At 67.1% G+C, this 19,752-nt stretch carries 18 protein-coding genes and 1 pseudogene; 10 read left to right on the forward strand and 9 right to left on the reverse strand.

What is annotated here, in order from left to right; translation table 11 throughout:
• Positions 1-131: 131 nt before the first annotated feature.
• The gene (locus tag APZ15_RS06010; RefSeq protein ID WP_027788505.1) at positions 132-1,157 is read left to right on the forward strand and encodes a transporter; all 1,026 of its coding nucleotides are present in this window, start codon (positions 132-134) and stop codon (positions 1,155-1,157) included.
• On the opposite strand, the gene APZ15_RS06015 is transcribed toward APZ15_RS06010, so the two are convergent.
• The 3 genes and pseudogenes from APZ15_RS06015 to APZ15_RS06020 all read right to left on the reverse strand — a co-directional run bounded on the left by APZ15_RS06015 (position 1,154) and on the right by APZ15_RS06020 (position 3,372).
• Positions 1,154-2,104 (reverse strand): IS481-like element ISBcen26 family transposase, encoded by a 951-nt coding sequence (locus APZ15_RS06015; RefSeq protein WP_027788504.1) that lies wholly within the window; start codon positions 2,102-2,104, stop codon positions 1,154-1,156. The two genes, APZ15_RS06010 and APZ15_RS06015, sit on opposite strands and share 4 nt — an antisense overlap.
• Positions 2,105-2,220: 116 nt before the next feature.
• Positions 2,221-2,370 (reverse strand): annotated as a pseudogene (locus tag APZ15_RS38810) (DUF1427 family protein); the annotation flags it as partial.
• Between the two features lie 24 nt (positions 2,371-2,394).
• Positions 2,395-3,372, reverse strand: a complete 978-nt coding sequence (locus APZ15_RS06020) for a quinone oxidoreductase family protein (RefSeq protein ID WP_027788503.1) — start codon at positions 3,370-3,372, stop codon at positions 2,395-2,397.
• A 161-nt stretch (positions 3,373-3,533) separates the two neighbouring features.
• Between APZ15_RS06020 and APZ15_RS06025 the strand changes: the two genes are divergently transcribed.
• Positions 3,534-4,454, forward strand: a complete 921-nt coding sequence (locus tag APZ15_RS06025) for a LysR family transcriptional regulator (protein WP_021161804.1) — start codon at positions 3,534-3,536, stop codon at positions 4,452-4,454.
• A gap of 141 nt (positions 4,455-4,595) precedes the next feature.
• Here APZ15_RS06025 and APZ15_RS06030 read toward each other — a convergent pair whose 3' ends face one another.
• On the reverse strand, positions 4,596-6,764 hold the full coding sequence (locus APZ15_RS06030) for a M1 family metallopeptidase (protein ID WP_021161803.1): 2,169 nt from the start codon (positions 6,762-6,764) through the stop codon (positions 4,596-4,598).
• 639 nt (positions 6,765-7,403) lie between these two features.
• On the opposite strand from APZ15_RS06030, the gene APZ15_RS06035 reads away from it, so the two are divergent.
• The 4 genes from APZ15_RS06035 (at position 7,404) to APZ15_RS06050 (ending at position 10,673) form a co-directional block, all read left to right on the forward strand.
• Entirely contained in the window at positions 7,404-7,898 is a 495-nt protein-coding gene (locus APZ15_RS06035) for an LEA/WHy family protein (protein WP_027788502.1), read from the forward strand.
• Between the two features lie 172 nt (positions 7,899-8,070).
• Complete coding sequence (locus APZ15_RS06040; protein ID WP_027788501.1) at positions 8,071-8,403, forward strand: YegP family protein; 333 nt, start codon at positions 8,071-8,073, stop codon at positions 8,401-8,403.
• Positions 8,404-8,559: 156 nt separating this feature from the next.
• Entirely contained in the window at positions 8,560-9,693 is a 1,134-nt protein-coding gene (locus APZ15_RS06045) for a methyltransferase (RefSeq protein WP_027788500.1), read from the forward strand.
• 89 nt (positions 9,694-9,782) lie between these two features.
• Positions 9,783-10,673: a class I SAM-dependent methyltransferase gene (locus APZ15_RS06050; RefSeq protein ID WP_021161799.1), complete on the forward strand. Its 891-nt coding sequence runs from the start codon at positions 9,783-9,785 to the stop codon at positions 10,671-10,673.
• Between the two features lie 59 nt (positions 10,674-10,732).
• On the opposite strand, the gene APZ15_RS06055 is transcribed toward APZ15_RS06050, so the two are convergent.
• Both APZ15_RS06055 and APZ15_RS06060 read right to left on the reverse strand, forming a co-directional pair.
• Complete coding sequence (locus tag APZ15_RS06055; protein WP_027788499.1) at positions 10,733-11,305, reverse strand: DUF1415 domain-containing protein; 573 nt, start codon at positions 11,303-11,305, stop codon at positions 10,733-10,735.
• A 76-nt stretch (positions 11,306-11,381) separates the two neighbouring features.
• Positions 11,382-12,002 carry a TetR/AcrR family transcriptional regulator gene (locus APZ15_RS06060; RefSeq protein WP_027788498.1) on the reverse strand — a complete coding sequence of 207 codons (621 nt, stop codon included), beginning with the start codon at positions 12,000-12,002 and terminating at the stop codon, positions 11,382-11,384.
• A 220-nt stretch (positions 12,003-12,222) separates the two neighbouring features.
• Here APZ15_RS06060 and APZ15_RS06065 point away from each other — a divergent pair, with 220 nt between their 5' ends.
• From APZ15_RS06065 to APZ15_RS06075, 3 genes are all read left to right on the forward strand, one after another.
• Positions 12,223-13,506 carry an MFS transporter gene (locus tag APZ15_RS06065; protein ID WP_027788497.1) on the forward strand — a complete coding sequence of 428 codons (1,284 nt, stop codon included), beginning with the start codon at positions 12,223-12,225 and terminating at the stop codon, positions 13,504-13,506.
• A 165-nt stretch (positions 13,507-13,671) separates the two neighbouring features.
• Positions 13,672-14,277 carry a nitroreductase family protein gene (locus APZ15_RS06070; protein ID WP_021161795.1) on the forward strand — a complete coding sequence of 202 codons (606 nt, stop codon included), beginning with the start codon at positions 13,672-13,674 and terminating at the stop codon, positions 14,275-14,277.
• Positions 14,278-14,463: 186 nt separating this feature from the next.
• Positions 14,464-15,714, forward strand: coding sequence for an Hsp70 family protein (locus tag APZ15_RS06075; RefSeq protein ID WP_027788496.1), 1,251 nt, complete (start codon positions 14,464-14,466; stop codon positions 15,712-15,714).
• A gap of 99 nt (positions 15,715-15,813) precedes the next feature.
• On the opposite strand, the gene APZ15_RS06080 is transcribed toward APZ15_RS06075, so the two are convergent.
• A complete protein-coding gene (locus tag APZ15_RS06080) occupies positions 15,814-16,017 on the reverse strand; it encodes a cold-shock protein (RefSeq protein WP_006477070.1) in 204 nt (67 codons plus the stop codon).
• Between the two features lie 420 nt (positions 16,018-16,437).
• On the opposite strand from APZ15_RS06080, the gene APZ15_RS06085 reads away from it, so the two are divergent.
• Entirely contained in the window at positions 16,438-18,036 is a 1,599-nt protein-coding gene (locus tag APZ15_RS06085) for an APC family permease (protein WP_021161792.1), read from the forward strand.
• 110 nt (positions 18,037-18,146) lie between these two features.
• On the opposite strand, the gene APZ15_RS06090 is transcribed toward APZ15_RS06085, so the two are convergent.
• Positions 18,147-18,938, reverse strand: a complete 792-nt coding sequence (locus APZ15_RS06090; protein WP_027788495.1) for a DODA-type extradiol aromatic ring-opening family dioxygenase — start codon at positions 18,936-18,938, stop codon at positions 18,147-18,149.
• Positions 18,939-19,152: 214 nt separating this feature from the next.
• Entirely contained in the window at positions 19,153-19,749 is a 597-nt protein-coding gene (locus tag APZ15_RS06095) for a UbiX family flavin prenyltransferase (RefSeq protein WP_027788494.1), read from the reverse strand.
• Between the last annotated feature and the right edge of the window lie 3 nt (positions 19,750-19,752).

Consider the following 19,752-nt stretch of genomic DNA (forward strand, 5'->3'; position numbering starts at 1 on the left):
GCCGGTATGATGCGGCGTGACGCTGTCACCGGCGCGTCACGCCCGTCGGGCATACGTTTCCTTTCCTTTTCCGGCGCGGGCTCGCGACCCGCGATGCGCGGCGCGCGGCGCGCCGCACGACCTTCGACACGATGGACCTGATCGTACAGACTTACGGCGCCGATACGTCCGGCATGGTGTGCGGATTCCGCTTCGATCCGGGCGGATCCGGCGCGACGCTCGATGCCGACACGGCCGCCGCGTGGCTGCGCTCGTGCCGCGAGCACGACGGCGCGTCGGACGATTTCGTCTGGCTGCACTTCAATCTCGCGCACGGCGCGAGCGAGCGCTGGATGCGCACGCACCTCGGCCTGCCCGACAGCTTCTTCGAATTCCTTCACGAAGGGTCGCGCTCGACGCGCATCGAGCAGGAAGACGGCGCACTGCGCGCGATCGTCAACGACGTGATGTTCAACCTCGAACTGACGCCGTCGGAGATCGCGACGCTGTTCGTCCACGTCGAGCGGCGCATCATGGTCACCGCGCGGCTCAAGCCGCTGCGTTCGGTCGACACGCTGCGCGCGTGCGTGCGCGACGGCGAGCAGTTCCGGTCGCCGGCGGAGCTGCTCGTGCACCTGCTGCGCGACCAGGCCGACCTGCTGATCCAGATCATGCGGCGCACGAGTATCGACGTCGATCGCATCGAGGACCGCTTCCTGTCGCAGCGGCTCACGTCGAGCCGCATCGAGCTCGGCGCGATGCGCCGCACGCTGACGCGCCTGCAGCGCATGCTCGCGCCCGAGCCCGGGTCGATCTTCCGGCTGCTCGCGAAACCGCCCGCCTGGCTGCACGTGGAAGACGTGCAGGAGCTGCGCGAGTCGACCGAGGAGTTTTCGCTGGTGCTCGCCGACCTGGCCGGGCTCAACGAGCGGATCAAGCTGCTTCAGGAAGAGATCGGTTCGCGTCTCGACGAGCAGAACAACCGGACGCTGTTCACGCTGACGCTCGTGACCGTGATCGCGCTGCCGATCAACATCGTTGCCGGCTTCTTCGGGATGAATGTCGGCGGCGTGCCGTTCTCGGAGAACAAGCACGGCTTCTGGCTGATGGTGCTGCTCGTGGCGGGCTTCACGGCACTCGCCGCGTGGTGGGCATTCCGCCGGCGCGACGACCGCTAGCTGTGAAGCGTCAAGAGGTTGTTTCTCGACGCGGGAAGTCTGGCCATCGGCGCAACGCCGCCGATGGCGCTATGGGCACGATGCCAGTTGTAGTGGTGCTGCCAACTCGCCAAGGCTTCGATGCGATGGGCCGAGCTCTGGTATGTCCATGCGTAGGCCCATTCGCGTAACGCTGACTGGATGAAGCGTTCGGCCTTGCCGTTGGTCTGCGGACGATACGCCCGCGTAAATTTGTGCCGGATACCCAGTTCCTGACAGGCTCGCGCAAACTCGTGTGAGCGAAACGCCGAACCGTTGTCGGTTAGCAAGCGATGCACACGCACGCCGAGTCCGGCGTACCAAGCCACTGCATCGCGCAGGAACTGCACGGCACTGCGTTTCGTCTCGTCTGGATGCATTGCCGTGTAGGCAATCCGGGCGTGATCGTCCACTGCGACGAACAGGTACTCCCAGCCAACGCCGTCCACTGTATCGCGCCGATTGCCGGTGACACGATGGCCAGGACGCGCGATACGGCCAAGCTTCTTGATGTCGATGTGCAGCAAATCGCCCGGCGCCTTGTGCTCGTAGCGCTGAACCGGTTCACGCGGTTGCAGGTCGCTCAACCGAGACAGTCCGGCACGCACCAGCACCCGACTGACGGTCGAGGCCGACACTCCCACCTGTCGAGCGATCTGACGTTGCAGCAAGCGCTGCTGGCGCAATTCCACGATCAGTAAGGCAGTCGACGGGGCGATGGCGCGTGGAGAGCGAGCCGGTCGAGAAGAAGCGTCAGCCAGCGCAACCGCACCGCCGGCTAGGTAGCGTCCAAGCCATTTGCGCACAGTCGGTGCTGTCACGCCGTGATCGGCCACCGCTCGCGACACGCTCGAACCGGATTCGGTGATCTCCTGAACCATCTCAAGTCGACGCGCGAAAGTGAGTCGGGCATTCTTATGGGTGTTCATCCGGCTGGGTTCCTGGAAGGTTGGGTGTTTGGCGACTTCCAGTCTCCCAGACTCAGTCCGGATGAACCATCTATACAACCTATTGAAGCTTCACAGCTAGCGGCATCGACCCGTCAGCGCAACAGCGCGATCGCGCGTTCGCCGATCACCATTCCAAGCAGCCCGACGAGCGCGACGAGCGGCGGGGCCGGCGAGCGCACGTGCAGCAGCGCATACAACACGCCGACGCCGAGGCCCACCGCGAGCGAAGTCACGTAATCCGTCATGGCGGTCTCCCGTGTGATCCGGCGTCAGGGTTTGAGGATGACGCGCTCGCGCGCACCGGCCAGCACCGCGCGATACGCCTCGTGCGCGCGCTCGAGCGGATAGACGTAGTCGTCGCCGATCGGGAACGGGCGCAGGGTGCCGTTGCCGAAGCCGGGCGCGAGCGTGTCGAGGATCTGCGCGATCGCGGCGCCGCCGAGCTGCAGCGAATCGATGCCCACGAACGTGTGCTGGCCGCGATAGAACGCGAAGATGTCGAACGGCACGCTGCGCTCGATCGTCGAGATGAAGATCTGCCGTGCACCGATCGCCATCGACGCGTTCGCCGCTTCGAAGTACGGGCTGCCGACCGTGTTGTAGACGATGTCCGCGCCGCGGCCGCCGGTCGCCGCGCGCACCGCGTCGGCCACCGGCTCTTTCGACGCGTCGATCATGTGCACGTCGCCCGATGCATGGCCGCGATAGCCGCCGGCGCTGCGCTCGACGCCGATCACGGTTGCGCCGTGCGCGGTCGCGAGCTGGATCGCGGCCTGGCCGACCTTGCCGTTCGCGCCGAACACGAGCACGACGTCGCCGGCCGTCGGCATGCCGGCGCGGCGCAAGCCCTCGTAGGCGGTGACGAACGGCACGCCGACGCCGGCCGCTTCGTCGAGCGTCAGCACGGCGGGCTTGCGGCGCACCAGTGCCGCGTCGAGCACGAGCCATTGCGCATGCGAGCCGTCGCGGCCGACGCCGAGATCGCCGCCCGAGCCCCACACCGGCGCGCCGATCCAGCCTTCCGGGCCGCTGCGCACGATGCCGGCCCAGTCGCGCCCGGGCGTGCGCGGCCACACCGCGTGCGGCATGCGGCCGAGCGCGGCCTTCACGTCGCTCGGATTCACGCCGGCCGCGTGCACCTCGATCAGCATCTGGCCGTCGGCCGGTACGGGCGTGTCGATTTCCCTGACCCGCGCGTCGAGCGACTCGATGTCGGCGGCGGGGGCGTCGAAGCGGATGCTGCGCATGGTGATCTCCGTGGCGGTTGGCTGCCGCGCGGCCCGGTGGGGCGGGGCGTGCAGCGAATGAAATGGATGAACGCAGTCTAGTCGGCCCGGTTTGACGCGGAAACCCGCAAAAGCGGATGATTGTTTTGCGATGAACGCATAGCCAAATCCGAAGGCACCGAATGGACGATTTCCTTTCCCCGCACCTGGCGCTGTTCGTCGACGTGGTCGACCAGCAGAGCTTCTCGGCGGCCGCCCGCCGGCTGGGTGTCGCCGCGTCGTCGGTCACGCGACGTATCGACCGCCTCGAGACACAGCTCGGCATCCGCCTCCTGCATCGCACGACGCATGCGCTGCGGCCCACCGAGGCCGGGCAGTTGCTGTACGGGCGCGCGACGCGGATGCTGGCCGAGCTGCGCGGCCTGCAGGAAGACCTGCACAGCCAGCACGACGAGCCGAGCGGGCTGCTGCGCGTCGACTGTCCGGCGCCGTTCGGCCGGCGGCATCTGGTGGCCGCGCTGGCCGCGTTCATGCAGCGTCATCCGGCGCTGCAGGTCGACCTCGTGCTGACCGACAGCATGGTCGACCTGCAGGGCGCGCGGCTCGGCTCCGACGTTGATCTCGCGGTGCGCATCGGTCCGCTCGAGGACACGCGCCTCGTCGCAACCGTGCTGGCGCCGCAGCGGCGCGTGCTGTGCGCGAGCGCGGCGTATCTGGCGCGGCGCGGCGAGCCGGATACGCCCGACGCGCTCGCCGGGCACGACTGCCTCGCCTGGCACGGGGTGCCGCCGCCGGGCGCGTGGCGCTTCGGCGAGCGCCGCCACGCGCCGGCGCAGCCGCGGTTTCGCAGCAATCATTCGGAAGCGTTGCTCGAAGCCGCGATCGACGGGCTCGGTCTCGCGCACCTGCCGACCTGGCTCGCGGGGGACGCGTTGCGCGATGGCCGCTTGCGCGCGGTGCTGCCGCAGTTCGCGGCGGCGCCCGAGCCGGCGACGATCCACGTGTTGCGCCAGCCGGCGCGCGGCACCGCACGCGCGTCGCGGCTCGTCGCGTTCCTCGCGACGTGGTTCGCGCAGCCGGCGTGGGATGCGGCGTGGGCGTGACGACGGCCGGCGACGTGTCGCCGGGCCCGACGCACGCCGGGCATGAAAAAGGGCCTCGCACGCGAGGCCCTTCAAAGGTCGGAGAAACCGGTACGCCGGCCGGCCGCCGCAGGCTGCGCGGCACCGGCCGGGCGCGCACCGTTACTGCGTGACTACCTTACGCGGCTTGAAGATGCCCTGGTATTGCAGTGCCGGGCGTTCCTTCGTCACCGGTTCGATGCCGCCGAAGGTCGGCGTCTGGCGCAGCTTCATCGCAGCCGGCGAAGCGACCGAGCCGATCGACGTCGAGCGCGATGCCGGCGCGAGGTTGTTCGCGACGAGCAGCGCGGCTTCGCTCTTCAGGTTCGCGAGCAGCACCGGATCGGTCGAGCCGTTGACCTGCGTGAGCAGCCCGCTCCAGGCCGCGTCGCTGTAGTTCACGACGTAGTAGTCGAGCCCGCTCGGGTCGGCCACCACGCCCGTGCAGCCGTCGATCCGCGTTTGCGTCTGCGTATCCTTCAGCGCGAGCGTCGTGCGTTTCGCGAGACCCTGGCCGTACGCGAGCGTGATCGGCACCGTCCATTGCAGGCCCGGATACGCGTTCTTGTTCGGGAACGGCTGCTGTTTCAGCGTGACGACCGTCTGGTTCTTCGTCAGGTCGCACTGCGTGTCGAGCGAGATCAGCGGCACGCCGGTCTGGCGGACGTAGCTGTCGCCGATCGCGCCGATCGCCTGGCCGCTTTCCTTCGACAGCGCATCCCACAGGCGCTTCGGTGTGCCGTTGCCGAACGAGTAGTCGACGAGGTACTGCTGCAAACCCTTGCGCAGCGTCTGTTCGCCGAGATAGTTCTCGAGCGTCTTCAGCACGTGGCCGCCCTTGTCGTACGTGAACGCGCTGGCGCTCAGCACGAAGTCGTTCGAGGCCCAGCCGTTGAAGTTCGGCGCGACCGGGAAGGCGTTCGGGCCGATGTCACGATTGATCACGCGGTACTTGTTCTTCACCTGGTCGAGCCAGCTGAACTCGTCGGGGAAGAACTGGATCGTCGTCTTCGTCTCGAAGAACGTCGCGAACGATTCGTTGAGCCACACGTTGTCCCACCAGTCGGTCGTGACGAGATCGCCGAACCACTGGTGCGCGACTTCGTGCGTCAGCACCTCGTTGCCGTAGTGCGACATCGGCTGGCCCGGCTGCGGCAGGATGTCGTCGGCGAACTCGAGGATCGACCCCCAGTTCTCCATCCCGCCGAAGTTCAGGTCCTTCTGCTCCTTGAACGCATCGTTCGCGGCCACCGTGTCGAACTTCGTGAGCGGCAGCGCAATGCCCGTGTAGCGGTAGTAGAAGTCGAGCGCCTGCTTGGTGCGGTCCATCGCCGGCTTCGCCCAGTCGCTCATGCCCGGCGGCGTGAACACGCGCAGGTGCAGGCCGCCCTTGCCGCCCGGCAGCGGGCTCGTGAAGTCGTCTTCATAGGTGTCGAACTGGCCGCCGCCGAAGAACAGCAGGTACGACGGCATCGGCGGGGTCTTCTCGAACTGCACGAGCTTGTAGCCGCCGCCGACGTTGGTCGACGGCTTCTCGGCCGCGTTCGACACGACGCGCCAGTTCGACGGCACTTCGGCCGTCACTTCATAGGTCGGGCGGAACGCCGGCTCGTCCCAGCCGGGGAACCACTGGCGCGACAGGTTGGTTTCGCCCTGCGTGAGGATCGCGCCGCTCGTCTTGCCGTCGGTGCCCTTCAGGTCGACGCGGAACACGCCTTCCGCGGCCGAGCAGCCCGGATACGGATCGTCGCCGCAGCTGCCGCCCGTCTTCGTGCCCGGATCGTCATACGACTTGAAGTTGATGATGCCCGACCATTCCATGTGCAGCGAATAGTTGCCCGGCGAGATCGTGCCGCTCACGGGGCGCAGCTGGTAGAAGTCGCCCTTGTCCTGCGGCGTCGCGATCAGCTGGATGTTGCCCGGCTGCAGCGTGATGCGGCCGTTCGTGAACTTGATCCGGTGGCCGGCGATCACGATGTTGTTGACCGGCTTCAGCACCTTGATCTCGACGTCGGCGCGGCCGTCGAACGCGTTCAGCGCGTCGTTCGGGCGGAACCACAGCCGGTAGTTCACGGGCACCACGGTGTCCGGCAACTCGACAGGCGACACGCTCTTGTCGACGTTGGATGCGCTCGGCGGCGCGTTGACGGTGGGCGACGAGCCCGAGTGCGGCGCGCCGGCGGAGCTGAGCGCGGAAGCGGAGCCTGCACCGCCGTCGTCACCGCCGCACCCGGCGAGTGCGAGCGCGGCGACGAGCGGCAGATAACGCATCTTGCGAATATCGATCGACATGACTGAAACCTCGATTGTTGAAAGAATCGTTCAGTGCTGCGAAAACGCCGGCAAAAACAATCCCCTCGCCGTTAATCAACAGCGATGAAAATGCCAATGACGGATTATTCGAAAAGACGGCGGCCGACTACGTGAAGGTAATCATGGTTTACTGCCCCCTCTGGATTTCCGGATGTCGGTTAACTTGCCGGTTCAAAATGGCCGGGCGCGTGTTGTACTGAGTTGATTTCGCGCGCACGACACGGAGCCGCGCGCCCTGCGCGGGCGCGCGATTCCATTGAACCAACGACCTACGGGGCTGGCCGGGCCGGGCCGCAGGATGGCAGGAAGGCGTGTCGCCGTTCCGTAAAATCGCCGTCATGCGGCTTCAAGCTTTGTCGGCTTGCTCGAAGGATGCGTAAATATACTTGATGGTTTTAGGTAAAGGAAACGAAAAATTTAGAAATTGCATCTATTGAATTCACCGCGCTTCATTGAATGCTGGAAAGCATTAATGCGCTTTCCGTTTAGCTGGTATTTTCGTAGTTTTAATCTATTAACGATCCGGCGTGGCCGCGAAAACTACGAAACCCGGTGTGCGGGGCGCGCTCGGTACAATGCAGCGACGATCCGCTCACCGATTGCCGCGAGGAGGCCCCCATGCCACGAACCCTGTTCCGAATCGCGCCGCTGCGCGCCGTGCTGCTGCTGTTCGCCGCCGTGCTCCTGCTCGGCGGCTGCGCGGGGCTCACGCGCGATTCCGTGCGCGTGTCGGTCGCCGGGCTCGACCCGCTCGTCGGGCAGGGCCTCGAGATGCGTTTCAACCTGAAGCTGCGCGTGCAGAACCCGAACGACACGCCGATCGAATACGACGGCATCTCGGTGGCGCTCGACCTGAACGGCACGCCGTTCGCGAGCGGCGTGAGCGACCGCTCGGGCGTCGTGCCGCGCTTCGGCGAGGCCGTGCTCGACGTGCCGGTTTCCGTGTCGGCGTTCGCCGCCGCGCGGCAGGCGTGGAACCTGCCCGGCGCGGCTGCCAGCGGCGAGTTGCCGTATGCGCTGCGCGGCCGGCTCGCGGGCGGCGTGCTCGGCACCGTGCGCTTCAGCGATGCGGGCACGTTGCGCATGCCGGCGATGCCGGGGTGGGGCGGGTAGACGATGCCGGCGCGATGCGGGATGCCGGATGCCGGGCCGGACGAAGCGTCGCGATCGCGGCGCCGTCTGACGATTCCTGACGATCGAGCTTCACGTGCCTTACGTCTTGCGCGTCAATCGCGTTTAGACTGCCTCAGTCCGGAGGGCCGGGCGACTTTTTCGAGAGGGCACCATGGCAGCGAAATTCGTCATCAAGAAAGCGAGCGACGGGCAGTTCCTGTTCCACCTGAAGGCCGCCAACGGCGAGATCATTCTGCGCAGCGAGCTGTACAAGACCAAGGCGTCGGCGGAAAACGGCGTCGCGTCGGTGCGCAAGAACGCGCCGGACGACGCGCGCTACGAGCGCAAGACCGCGAGCAACGGCCAGTTCATGTTCAACCTGAAGGCCGGCAATCACGAGATCATCGGCACGAGCGAGCTGTACAAGGCCGAAGCGAGCCGCGAGAACGGCATCGCGTCGGTGAAGCAGAACGCGCCGGACGCCGCGCTCGACGACCAGAGCTGACCGGCCCGTCAGCGCCAGCACGCCGCGAGCATCGCGCGGGCGGCGGTCGGGGCGGTCGCCCGCGCTTTGCCGCGCGGGCAAAGCGCGGTATGGTGTGGTCCGCGCGGCGCGCGTCTGTCGCGCCGCCTGTCTGAAGCCAACCGTAGCCGAGCTCGCGTGACCGATTTCCCCGTTTTCCACTGGACCGACGCCGACGGCGCCGAACATGCCGTGCGCTGGCGCTCCGAAGCCGGCGTGCAGCCGCCGAAGCGCGCGGTGCCCGCCGACGACCGTCTCACCGCCGACGCGGCCTACCGTCTGGCCTGCGAGGGCACCGCGCTCGTCTGGCAGGGCGACTTCCAGAATGCGCGCCAGCTCGTGCAGGCGATGGCGCGCCGTGTCGAACGCAAGCCGAAGAAGGCGAAGGCCGCGGTGGGCGTCGACGCATTCAACCTGCATCGTCTCGCGCAGTCGCAGCGCGCCCGCACGCTCGGGATGCTGCTGATCCCGCTCGATGCCGACTACACGATCCCGCTGCGCCGCGCGCCCGACGTGCGCGCCGCGTGCGAGGAAGCGTACGGCCCGGGCGGCGCACCGTCGGTCGTGTCGCTGCGCGAGCTGCTCGGCCTCGTCGGCGCGCATGAATGGCGCAAGAAGGGTGTGCCGATCCCGGCGCTGGGCGGCGCGCCGATCCATCCGCACTACGGCGTGTTCTCGCCGGTGCGCGGCGAATACGTCGAACTCGTCGCGCGCGCGCCGCTGCCCGCGACGTCGCTCGCGTTCGACATCGGCACGGGCACCGGCGTGCTCGCGGCCGTGCTGGCGTCGCGCGGCGTCGAGCGCATCGTCGCGACCGATCAGGATCCGCGGGCGCTCGCCTGTGCGCGCGAGAACGTCGAGCGGCTGGGCCACGCGGGCCGCGTCGAGGTCGTCGAGGCGGATCTGTTTCCGGCCGGCCGTGCGCCGCTCGTCGTCTGCAACCCGCCGTGGGTGCCGGCCCGTCCGAGCGCACCGATCGAGTACGCGGTCTACGATCCCGACAGCCGCATGCTGCGCGGTTTCCTCGCGGGGCTCGCCGACCATCTCGAACCGGGCGGCGAAGGCTGGCTGATCCTGTCCGATTTCGCCGAGCATCTCGGCCTGCGGCCGCGCGACACCCTGCTGCAGTGGATCGACGAAGCCGGCCTCGTCGTGCTCGGCCGCGAAGACATCCGCCCCGCACACCCGAAGTCCGCCGACGCCGACGATCCGCTGCACGCGGCACGCCGCGCCGAGGTCACGTCGCTCTGGCGGCTCGGCGCACGAGCCTGACCGCGCATTTTCGGTAAACTATCGCCATTCCTCACGAATTCCCGCCGCCGGGCCGTGGTCTGCCGACCGTGGCCCGGCGCCGCTTCACGATGTCGAACAAGACCCACGAAATCCGCCCGGAGCAGTCCGTCGAGCTGCTGAAGGAACTGCACATCCTCACCCGCGACGGGAAGCTGAACCAGGACAGCCGCCGCAAGCTGAAACAGGTCTATCACCTGTTCCAGTTCATCGAGCCGCTGCTTGCCGGCGTGCAGGCCGACCGTGGCAGCGTGACGCTCGTCGATCACGGCGCCGGCAAGTCGTATCTCGGCTTCATCCTGTACGACCTGTTCTTCAAGCAGCAGCCGGGGCACGGCACGGCGGCATTTGCGTCGCACGTGTACGGGATCGAGACCCGCGAGGAGCTGGTCACGCGTTCGGCCGAGCTCGCCGCGCGGCTCGGGTTCGGCGGCATGTCGTTCCTGAACCTGTCGGTCGCCGATTCGATCACGTCGCCGAAGCTGCCCGAAACGGTCGACGTCGTCACCGCGCTGCATGCGTGCGACACGGCGACCGACGACGCGATCCGCTTCGCGCTCGCGAAGCGCGCGCAGCACATCGTGCTCGTGCCGTGCTGCCAGGCGGAAGTCGCGGGCGTGCTGCGCAAGAACAAGGGCAAATCGCTCGCGAACGCGCTGACGGAAGTGTGGCGGCATCCGCTGCATACGCGCGAATTCGGCAGCCAGATCACCAACGTGCTGCGCTGCCTGCAGCTCGAAGCGCACGGCTACCAGGTCAGCGTGACCGAGCTGGTCGGCTGGGAGCATTCGATGAAGAACGAGCTGATCATCGCGCAGTACAAGAACCTGCCGCGTCGGCGGCCCGGCGAGCGGCTGAACGAGATCCTGGGGATGTTCGGGCTTGCCGAGCTGAACGCACGTTTCTTCGTGCCGGAAGCCGCGGCGGCGGGCGGCGAGGTCGCGGAGCCGGCCGAAGGCTGACGCGCGGGCGGCGGGCGCGCCACGCGGCGCACGTTGCACGCCGCACGTTGCACGCCGCGTCAGACGTCGTCGCCCGGCCGGCGCATCCATTCGCGCCAGCCGTCGTGGCCGAGGCGGCGCAGTGTTTCCTGATTCCTTTCGTAGATCGCGGACGCGTCCGGGAACGCGTCGACCGCGCGCGCGATGCTGTCCTCGCGCAGCAGGTGCAGGATCGGATACGGCGCGCGGTTCGTGTAGTTCTCGATGTCGTCGGGCTCGCTGCCTTCGAACCGGTACTGCGGGTGGAAGCTCGCAATCTGCAGCACGCCGTCGAGCCGCAGTTGCCGCACCAGGCGGTCGGCAAAGAACAGCGCATCGTTGTAGTCGACGAAATCGGCGAACGCATGCGGGAAGATCAAGAGCGTCGTGTCGACCTGCTGCGGGTCGGCCGCGTCGAGCGCGCGCAGTTCCGTTTCGAGTTCGGCGAGCGCGTCTTCGAGCGTCGTCGCTTCGCTGATCGCGTAGCGCACCTGTTCCTTCACATAGACGCTTTTCGCGAACGGGCACAGATTGAGCCCGATCACCGCGCGCGCGAGCCAGTGCCGCGTGGCGGCGAGGATGTCGTCATGCGATTCGGGGCGGGTGTCGGTCATCGTGAAACCAGTCGGGCGGAAGGGCGGCGAGGGCCGCATTGTAGCGGGCGCGCAGGGTGCGGACGCGCGCGGCCCGTCACGCGCACGCGGCTTCGATCAATTGCGTGACGAGCGCGGGCGCGGTGCCGATCGGCGTTTCGCCGTGCCGATAGGTCTGGCTCGCCGCGTAGATACCCTCGACCACCAGCGCGAGCGCATCGGCGAGCGCCTGCGGTTGCCGCGCGCCGGCGCCTTCGCAAAGCGCGACGAGCCGCTTCATCAACTGTTCCTTGTTCTGCGCGACGCGCTCGCGCGCCGGGTGCGATGCATCCGGAAACTCCGCCGCGACGTTGACGAACGGGCAGCCGCGATAGTCCTTCTGCGTCGCGCGCTCGGCCAGGTCGACGAAATACTGGATCAGTTGCGCCTTCGGCTGGCCCGGATGCTTCGCGGTGCTTGTGTCGAGACGCTCGAAGAAACACGCATCCATCCGCTCCAGATACGCGAGGATCAGGTCGTCCTTCGACGAGAACTGCCGATACAGGCTCATCTTGTTGACGCCCGCGCGTTCCACGACCGCCTCGACGCCCACCGTCCGAACGCCTTCCCTGTAAAACAGCTCCTCGGCGGCGCGCAGCAGGTGCTCCTGCGCGGTGGCGCCGTCGATCGGCCGGCGCGTACGACGCGCCGGCGGTTTGGCGATCTCGATGCCCGACATGATGACCCTCGACTGCATATTGGATTGCTTGACATGTTACCGATTGGTCACTACGATCGCAACACACTTGTGACCGGTCGGTAACAATGCCGACCGGATCGACAGACAAATGCCAAGCGTCGGCCCGGGTCAGCCGATGCAGCGTGCGGCGGAGGTGGCCTGGCTGGGTGGGGCGGAGCGGGCGCGGAGGCGTCGGCGCCGCCAACTGGAGAACGCGAAGATGAACTGGGCGGTGACACGAATCGGCGGGCGCTTCCACTACGGATGGCTCGCGGCGGCGGTGGTATTCCTGATCCTGCTGGCGGCCGCCGGCACGCGCGCGACGCCGAGCGTGCTGATGGTGCCGCTCGAACGCGAGCTCGGCTGGAGCCGCGCGGCGATTTCGCTGGCGATCTCGGTGAACATCGCGCTGTATGGCCTGACCGGCCCGTTCGCGGCCGCCGCGATGCAGCGCTTCGGGCTGCGCCCGACCATCCTCACCGCGCTCGTGACGATGAGCGCGGGCGTCGCGCTGTCGTCGATGATGACGCAGAGCTGGCAGATGGTGGTGATCTGGGGCCTGATGGTCGGCTGCTCGACGGGTGTCGTCGCGCTGACGCTGTCCGCGACCTTCGTCACGCGCTGGTTCCATGCGCGGCGCGGCCTCGTGATGGGGATCCTGACCGCGAGCACGGCCACCGGCCAGCTCGTGTTCCTGCCGATGCTCGCGGCGATCGCGCAGCGCCACGGCTGGCGGCCGGTCGTGCTGGTCGTCGCGGTGGCGGCCGCGATCGTGATTCCGCTCGTTGCGTTCCTGTTGCCCGAGCGGCCGGCCGACGTGCAGCTGCGCCCTTACGGCGAGCCGGCCGATGCGCCGCCCGCGCCCGATGCGACCAAGGAGAACCCGCTCGCGGTCGCGTTCCGTACGCTGCTGACGGCGAGCCGCTCGCGCGATTTCTGGCTGCTGTTCTTCAGCTTCTTCATTTGCGGCGCGAGCACCAACGGTTACGTCGGCACGCACCTGATCGCGATGTGCAGCGACTACGGGATGACGGAAGTGCAGGGCGCATCGCTGCTCGCCGCGATGGGCGTGTTCGACCTGTTCGGCACGACGCTGTCGGGCTGGTTGTCCGACCGCTACGACAATCGCGTGCTGCTGTTCTGGTACTACGGGCTGCGCGGGCTGTCGCTGATCTACCTGCCGCATGCGTTCGGGATCGATTTCTTCGGGCTGCCGCTGTTCGCGATGTTCTACGGGCTCGACTGGATCGCGACCGTGCCGCCGACCGTGCGGCTCGCGACCGACGTGTTCGGCAAGGCCGCGGCGCCGGTCGTGTTCGGCTGGATCGTCGCCGGCCACCAGCTCGGCGCGGCGTTCGCGGCGCTCGGCGCAGGGCTGCTGCGCGCGAGCCTCGGCACCTACACGATCGCATCGATGATTTCGGGCGGGCTGTGCATCTTCGGCGCGCTGATCGTGCTGCGCATCAACCGCGGCCCGTCGCGCGCGGCTGCGCAGGCGGCCTGATCGCGGCAAGCCGGCAGTCCGGCCGGCCCGCGCGGCAGGCGGCCGGCCAATGCACGCACGGAGATTTGCATAGCTCGGCAGGATCGGGCGCGGATCGGCTCAAGCGGGTATGCTTGCGGTTCGCCAGGCGTTCGCGCCCCTTCATCGATGTCAGCGAGGATCCGCATGTCCGTCAAACCTGCTCCCACCACTGTTTCGATTCACGATCTGATCGCGGGCCGCTGGAGCCCGCGCGCGTATTCGGATGAACCCGTCAGCGCCGGCGATCTGCACGCGGTGCTCGAAGCTGCCCGCTGGGCACCGTCTGCGTACAACGCGCAGCCGTGGCGCTTCATCGTATTCGACCGCACGCAGGACGAAGACGCATTCAAGCGCGCGTTCGCGACGCTGGTGCCGTTCAACCAGGGCTGGAATGCGCCGGCGCCGGTGCTGATCGCCGTGACCGCGCATACGCTCACGCCGAAGGGGGAACCGGCACCGACCGCGCTGTACGACGCGGGCGCCGCCGCGATGTCGCTGGTGCTGCAGGCGCACGCGCTGGGCCTGGCTGCCCACCAGATGAGCGGCTTCGACGCGAAGGCGTTCCGCGACGCGTTTGCGATCCCGGCCGACGTCGCGATTCCGGCGATCATCTCGCTCGGCCACTACGGCAACGTCGACAAGCTCGATCCCGTGCTGCGCGATCGCGAGAAGGCGCCGCGCACGCGTCATGCGATCGGCGAGGTCGTCTATGCGGGCGCGTGGAAGAAGGGCTTCGACGCGGCGGCCTGACCTGCCTGGAGGGGGCTGCGTCGCGCATCCCGTCCGCCTGTCTTCCCGGCGCGCCCGTCTGCGCGCCGTCGCCACCGGGGCCCGCTGCGCGGCACCGGTGGCCGGCCCCGGTTGTGATCCCGCGGGCTTCATGTTAAAAAGCCCGTCCTTTCCGTTTTCGCGCCGGCCCTGCTGCGGCAATTTCCCATGACTTACTGCGCGATCGATTTCGGCACGTCCAATTCCGCCGTGGCGCTGCCCGACGGCGATGGCATGCGCCTCGCGCCCGTCGAGGGCGACCACCTGACGCTGCCCACCGCGATCTTCTTCAACAACGACGAAGAGACGGTCGAATACGGCCGTGCGGCGCTGGCTTCCTACATCGACGGTTTCGACGGCCGGCTGATGCGCTCGATGAAGAGCATTCTCGGCTCGCCGCTCGCGGAAACGACGACCGACCTCGGCGACGGCAGCGCGATCGCGTACACCGACATCATCGCGCGCTTCCTGACGCACCTGAAGCACAAGGCCGAAACCCGCGCGGCTGCGCCGATCGGTCGTGCGGTGCTCGGCCGGCCCGTGTTCTTCGTCGACGACGATCCGCGCGCCGACCGCCTTGCACAGGACCAGCTCGAGGCTGCCGCGCGGTCGGTCGGCTTCACGGACGTTCAATTTCAGTACGAACCGATCGCGGCCGCGTTCGACTACGAGTCGCGCCAGCAGGCGGAGCGCCTCGTGCTCGTCGCCGACATCGGCGGCGGCACGTCCGACTTCTCGCTGGTGCGCGTCGGGCCCGAGCGGATGGCGCGGCTCGAGCGCAAGGACGACGTGCTGGCCCACCACGGCGTGCACGTCGCGGGCACCGACTACGACCGGCGTGTCGAGCTGGCCGCGATCCTGCCCGCATTCGGCTACCGTTCGCTCGATCCCGAAGGGCGCGAGCTGCCGAACAAGATCTACTTCGATCTCGCGACCTGGCACCTGATCAACACGGTCTACACGCCGAAGCGGCTCGGCGAGCTGAAGCTGATGAAGCACCTGTACCGCGATGTGCAGCAGTACGACCGGCTCACGAGCGTGGTCGAGCAGCGGCTCGGGCATGCGTTGATGGCGCGCGCGGAGGAAGCGAAGATCGGCGTCGCGGCGGGCGGGGAGACGATGATCGACCTGAACGACGTGGAAGAGGATCTGCAGATCGCGTTCGACGCCGAGCGCCTCGTCGATGCGAGCCGCGACGACACCGCCCGCATCGTCGATGCCGCGCGCGAGACGGTGCGGCTGGCGGGTGTCGCGCCGCGCGACGTCGGCGCACTGTATTTCACCGGCGGCTCGACGGGGCTCGCGTTCCTGTCGGGTGCGCTCGCGGGTGCGTTCCCGGATGCGCAGCCGGTGTTCGGCGACCGCCTCGCGAGTGTCGCGACGGGTCTCGGCATTCACGCGCAGCGCTTGTTCGGCTGAATGCGGGCGGCTGAAAGGCCGTCATGCCGGGCGACCGGCGCCGAAAAACAAAAAGCCCCGCCGAAGCGGGGCTTTTTTACACGAATAATCGCGCCAAGCTTAGACCGGACGGATGTTCGCAGCTTGCAGACCCTTCGGGCCCGTCTTCACTTCGAATTCAACCTTCTGGTTTTCTTGCAGCGTCTTGAAGCCTTCGACGCGGATTTCCGAGAAGTGCGCGAACAGATCGTCGCCGCCGCCTTCCGGGGTGATGAAGCCGAAGCCCTTTGCGTCATTGAACCACTTGACGGTACCGGTTGCCATGTTACTTGTTCCTAAAAAGATAAAACGGGGCCGAAGCCCATGGTGTGCGGAAAATCAAGGAAGGGGTAATAGGACCAACCGGAGTACCGTTGATGGGCGAACTACGAAAGAACCAATTCACTCGCCACTTGAAATCCTGCGAAGTCCTTTATACGGCTTATCACCCGCGTGGTCAACCGTATTTCCATGGACTCAGGGTTATTGCGTATATCAGGTTTACAAAGCTTGCAAACGATGCGAATTTTTTGTAGGGGCCGAACGATTTTGGCGCCACGCTTGAGGTGCAACCGTTAAACTACGCGCCGCGCGGACGGGTTGCCCTGATCGGGTGACGCGTCCCCCCAAGAATGCGTGCGCGGTGCAGTCCGAGCCGATCCCGGACCGCGGGCCGACCATGCTTTTTGAGACACAGGAGAGGATGTGAAGAGTTCTATTCAACGGAACATCGGCCCGTTTGCATTGATGCTGACGGGGCTGGGTTCGATTATCGGCTCGGGCTGGCTGTTCGGCGCCTGGAAGGCCGCAAAGATCGCCGGTCCGGCAGCGATCTGCGCATGGATCATCGGCGCGGTCGTGATTCTCGCGATTGCACTGACGTACGCGGAACTGGGCGCGATGTTCCCCGAGTCGGGCGGCATGGTGCGCTACGCGCGCTACTCGCATGGCTCGCTGGTCGGCTTCATCAGCGCGTGGGCGAACTGGATCGCGATCGTATCCGTGATCCCGATCGAGGCTGAAGCGTCGATCCAGTACATGAGCACGTGGCCGTATCCGTGGGCGCATGCGCTATTCGTAAACGGCGAGCTGACGACACCCGGCCTGCTGCTGTCGGCCGTGCTGGTCGTCATCTACTTCTTGCTGAATTACTGGGGCGTGAAGGCGTTTGCCCGGGCGAACACCACGATCACGATCTTCAAGTTCCTGATCCCCGGCCTCACGATCCTCGGCCTGATGCTGACGAGCTACCATCCGGAAAACCTCGGCACCGCATCCAATGCAAGCTTTGCGCCGTACGGCTGGTCGGCGGTGCTGACCGCGGTCGCGACAAGCGGCATCGTGTTCGCGTTCAACGGCTTCCAGAGCCCGGTGAACCTCGCGGGCGAAGCGCGCAACCCGTCGCGCAGCGTGCCGTTCGCGGTGATCACGTCGATCCTGATCGCGCTCGTGATCTACGTACTGCTGCAGATGGCGTACATCGGCTCGGTGAATCCGGCTGACGTCGCGCAGGGCTGGTCGCACTTCAACTTCAAGTCGCCGTTCGCCGAACTGGCGATCGCGCTGAACCTGAACTGGCTCGCGATCCTGCTGTACGTCGACGCGTTCGTCAGCCCGAGCGGCACCGGCACGACGTACATGGCGACCACCACCCGCATGATCTACGCGATGGAGCGCAACAACACGATGCCGAAGATGTTCGGCAACGTGCACCCGCTCTACGGCGTGCCGCGCCAGGCGATGTGGTTCAACCTGCTGGTCTCGTTCATCTTCCTGTTCTTCTTCCGCGGCTGGAGCTCGCTCGCGGCGGTGATCTCGGTTGCGACGGTGATCTCGTACCTGACCGGCCCGATCAGCCTGATGGCGCTGCGCCGTTCGGCGACCGACATCGAGCGTCCGCTGTCGATTCCGCTGATGAAGCTGATCGCGCCGTTCGCGTTCGTCTGCGCGTCGCTGATCCTCTACTGGGCGAAGTGGCCGCTGACGGGCGAGATCATCCTGCTGATGATCGTCGCGCTGCCGGTGTACTTCTACTTCCAGGCGAAGTCGGGCTGGACCGGCTGGGGTGCCGACCTGAAGGCCGCATGGTGGCTGGTCGCGTACCTGCCGACGATGGCCGTGCTGTCGCTGATCGGCAGCAAGGAGTTCGGCGGTTACGGCGTGCTGCCGTACGGCTGGGACATGCTGATCGTCGCCGCAATCTCGCTGGTGTTCTACTTCTGGGGCGTGAATACCGGCTACCGGACCCAGTATCTCGACGAGCGTGAATCGCACGACGAGATCCTCGAGGGGGTCGGTGCCTGACGCGTGACCTGTCGCCGGATTCGGCGGCGGCAGCCAGCAGCGGAAAAAAGCCCGCCCGAGCGATGCTCGGGCGGGCTTTTTATTGGCGCTCGACGGTTGCCGCGCGACGCTCAGGCGGCCGCGCTCGCGAACACGTAGTTCGTCATCGCGAGCACGCGCTGGTACGTGCCGAGCGACTGGATGCCAAGCTGGTAGTCGTTGTCCGCCGCGCCGAGCGCCGTGAACACCGGCAGCAGATGCTCGTCGGTCGGATGCATCAGCGCGGCATGCGGCGCCTGCCGACGGTAGTCGAGCAGCGCGTCGACGTCGCGCGCGGCCAGTTTCGCCTCGAACCAGTCGGTGAATTCCGCGACGCGCGGGTCCGCGTCTTCCGGTGCCGCACCGAAATCGGCGGCGCGCAGGTTGTGTGTGATCTGGCCGGAGCCGATCACCATCACGCCTTCGTCGCGCAGCGGTCGCAGCGCGCGGCCGAGCGCGAAGTGGTGTGCAGCATCCGCCCGCGGCTGGATCGACAGCTGTGCCACCGGCACGTCGGCTTCCGGGAACATCAGCAGCATCGGTACCCACGCGCCGTGGTCGAGGCCGTGCTCGGTCGTCGCGGTGGCGATGCCGGCCGCATTCAGCAGTCCGGCCGCGCGCTCGGCGACGTCGGGCGCGCCGGGCGCCGGGTAGCGGATGTCGTACAGCGCCTGCGGAAAGCCGTAGAAGTCGTGGATCGTTTCAGGATGCGCGGCGACGCTGGCGACGGGACGCTGCGTGCCCCAATGCGCGGACAGCATCAGTACCGCGCGCGGGCGCGGCAATTCGGCGCCAAGGTGGGTGAACGCGCCGGACGGCAGCGTCGGGTCGATCGGCAGCGTCGGGGCGCCGTGGGACAGGTAGAGCGAAGGCAAGCGGTTCATGGTGGTGGCCTGCAAAGGGATTTGCCTGTGACTATAGGCGCGCACCGAGCATTGATAAATCCGTCGCGTGGAATTTGATTGAGTCGTATTGGTTGATAATCGGGCCGATTCCGCGAGCGCGAGGGCGGACGAGGGTTCGAGGTGGCCGAATCAGGCCGGAAGGCAGATGAATCGATGAAGATGCGCGAAGAACGGCGCGGAAGAGGCGAGCGGCTTACTGCCCCGGCCGGATGCCGGCCCACGGCGTCGTCATCGGTGCACTGAGCGCGAACAGGTCGAGCACGCGGGTGACGGTCTGGTCGACGAGTTCCTCGATCGTCTTCGGCATTGCGTAGAACGCGGGTAGCGGCGGGAAGACGATGCCGCCCATTTCGGTCACGGCCGTCATGTTGCGCAGATGCGCGAGGTTGAACGGCGTTTCGCGCACCATCAGCACGAGGCGGCGGCGCTCCTTCAACGTGACGTCGGCCGCGCGCGTGATCAGGTTGTCGGACAGCCCGTGCGCGACGCTCGCGAGCGTCTTCATCGAGCAGGGCGCGATCACCATCCCGTCGGTCGCGAACGACCCCGATGCGATCGTCGCGCCGACGTCGCGCACCGAGTGCACGACGTCCGCACGGCTTTCGACCTCGGCCTTCGACAGCTTCAGTTCGTGCTGGATGTTGAGCCAGCCGGCGTTCGAAATCAGCAGGTGCGTTTCGACGCCGCCGGCGGCGCGCAGCAGGTCGAGCAGCCGTACGCCGTAGATCGCGCCGGTGGCGCCGGTGATCGCGACGATCAGCCGGCGTGGCGGCGCGCTGGGAGATGCCATCGA

Source organism: Burkholderia cepacia ATCC 25416, assembly GCF_001411495.1.
GTDB lineage: Bacteria > Pseudomonadota > Gammaproteobacteria > Burkholderiales > Burkholderiaceae > Burkholderia > Burkholderia cepacia.

Bases quoted from the DNA above. Each gene is read 5' to 3' on its own strand.
- APZ15_RS06010 (WP_027788505.1), top strand. From the start codon at position 132: ATGGACCTGATCGTACAGACTTACGGCGCCGATACGTCCGGCATGGTG.
- APZ15_RS06015 (WP_027788504.1), bottom strand. From the start codon at position 2,104: ATGAACACCCATAAGAATGCCCGACTCACTTTCGCGCGTCGACTTGAG.
- APZ15_RS06020 (WP_027788503.1), bottom strand. From the start codon at position 3,372: ATGCGCAGCATCCGCTTCGACGCCCCCGCCGCCGACATCGAGTCGCTC.
- APZ15_RS06025 (WP_021161804.1), top strand. From the start codon at position 3,534: ATGGACGATTTCCTTTCCCCGCACCTGGCGCTGTTCGTCGACGTGGTC.
- APZ15_RS06030 (WP_021161803.1), bottom strand. From the start codon at position 6,764: ATGTCGATCGATATTCGCAAGATGCGTTATCTGCCGCTCGTCGCCGCG.
- APZ15_RS06035 (WP_027788502.1), top strand. From the start codon at position 7,404: ATGCCACGAACCCTGTTCCGAATCGCGCCGCTGCGCGCCGTGCTGCTG.
- APZ15_RS06040 (WP_027788501.1), top strand. From the start codon at position 8,071: ATGGCAGCGAAATTCGTCATCAAGAAAGCGAGCGACGGGCAGTTCCTG.
- APZ15_RS06050 (WP_021161799.1), top strand. From the start codon at position 9,783: ATGTCGAACAAGACCCACGAAATCCGCCCGGAGCAGTCCGTCGAGCTG.
- APZ15_RS06055 (WP_027788499.1), bottom strand. From the start codon at position 11,305: ATGACCGACACCCGCCCCGAATCGCATGACGACATCCTCGCCGCCACG.
- APZ15_RS06060 (WP_027788498.1), bottom strand. From the start codon at position 12,002: ATGTCGGGCATCGAGATCGCCAAACCGCCGGCGCGTCGTACGCGCCGG.
- APZ15_RS06065 (WP_027788497.1), top strand. From the start codon at position 12,223: ATGAACTGGGCGGTGACACGAATCGGCGGGCGCTTCCACTACGGATGG.
- APZ15_RS06070 (WP_021161795.1), top strand. From the start codon at position 13,672: ATGTCCGTCAAACCTGCTCCCACCACTGTTTCGATTCACGATCTGATC.
- APZ15_RS06075 (WP_027788496.1), top strand. From the start codon at position 14,464: ATGACTTACTGCGCGATCGATTTCGGCACGTCCAATTCCGCCGTGGCG.
- APZ15_RS06080 (WP_006477070.1), bottom strand. From the start codon at position 16,017: ATGGCAACCGGTACCGTCAAGTGGTTCAATGACGCAAAGGGCTTCGGC.
- APZ15_RS06090 (WP_027788495.1), bottom strand. From the start codon at position 18,938: ATGAACCGCTTGCCTTCGCTCTACCTGTCCCACGGCGCCCCGACGCTG.
- APZ15_RS06095 (WP_027788494.1), bottom strand. From the start codon at position 19,749: ATGGCATCTCCCAGCGCGCCGCCACGCCGGCTGATCGTCGCGATCACC.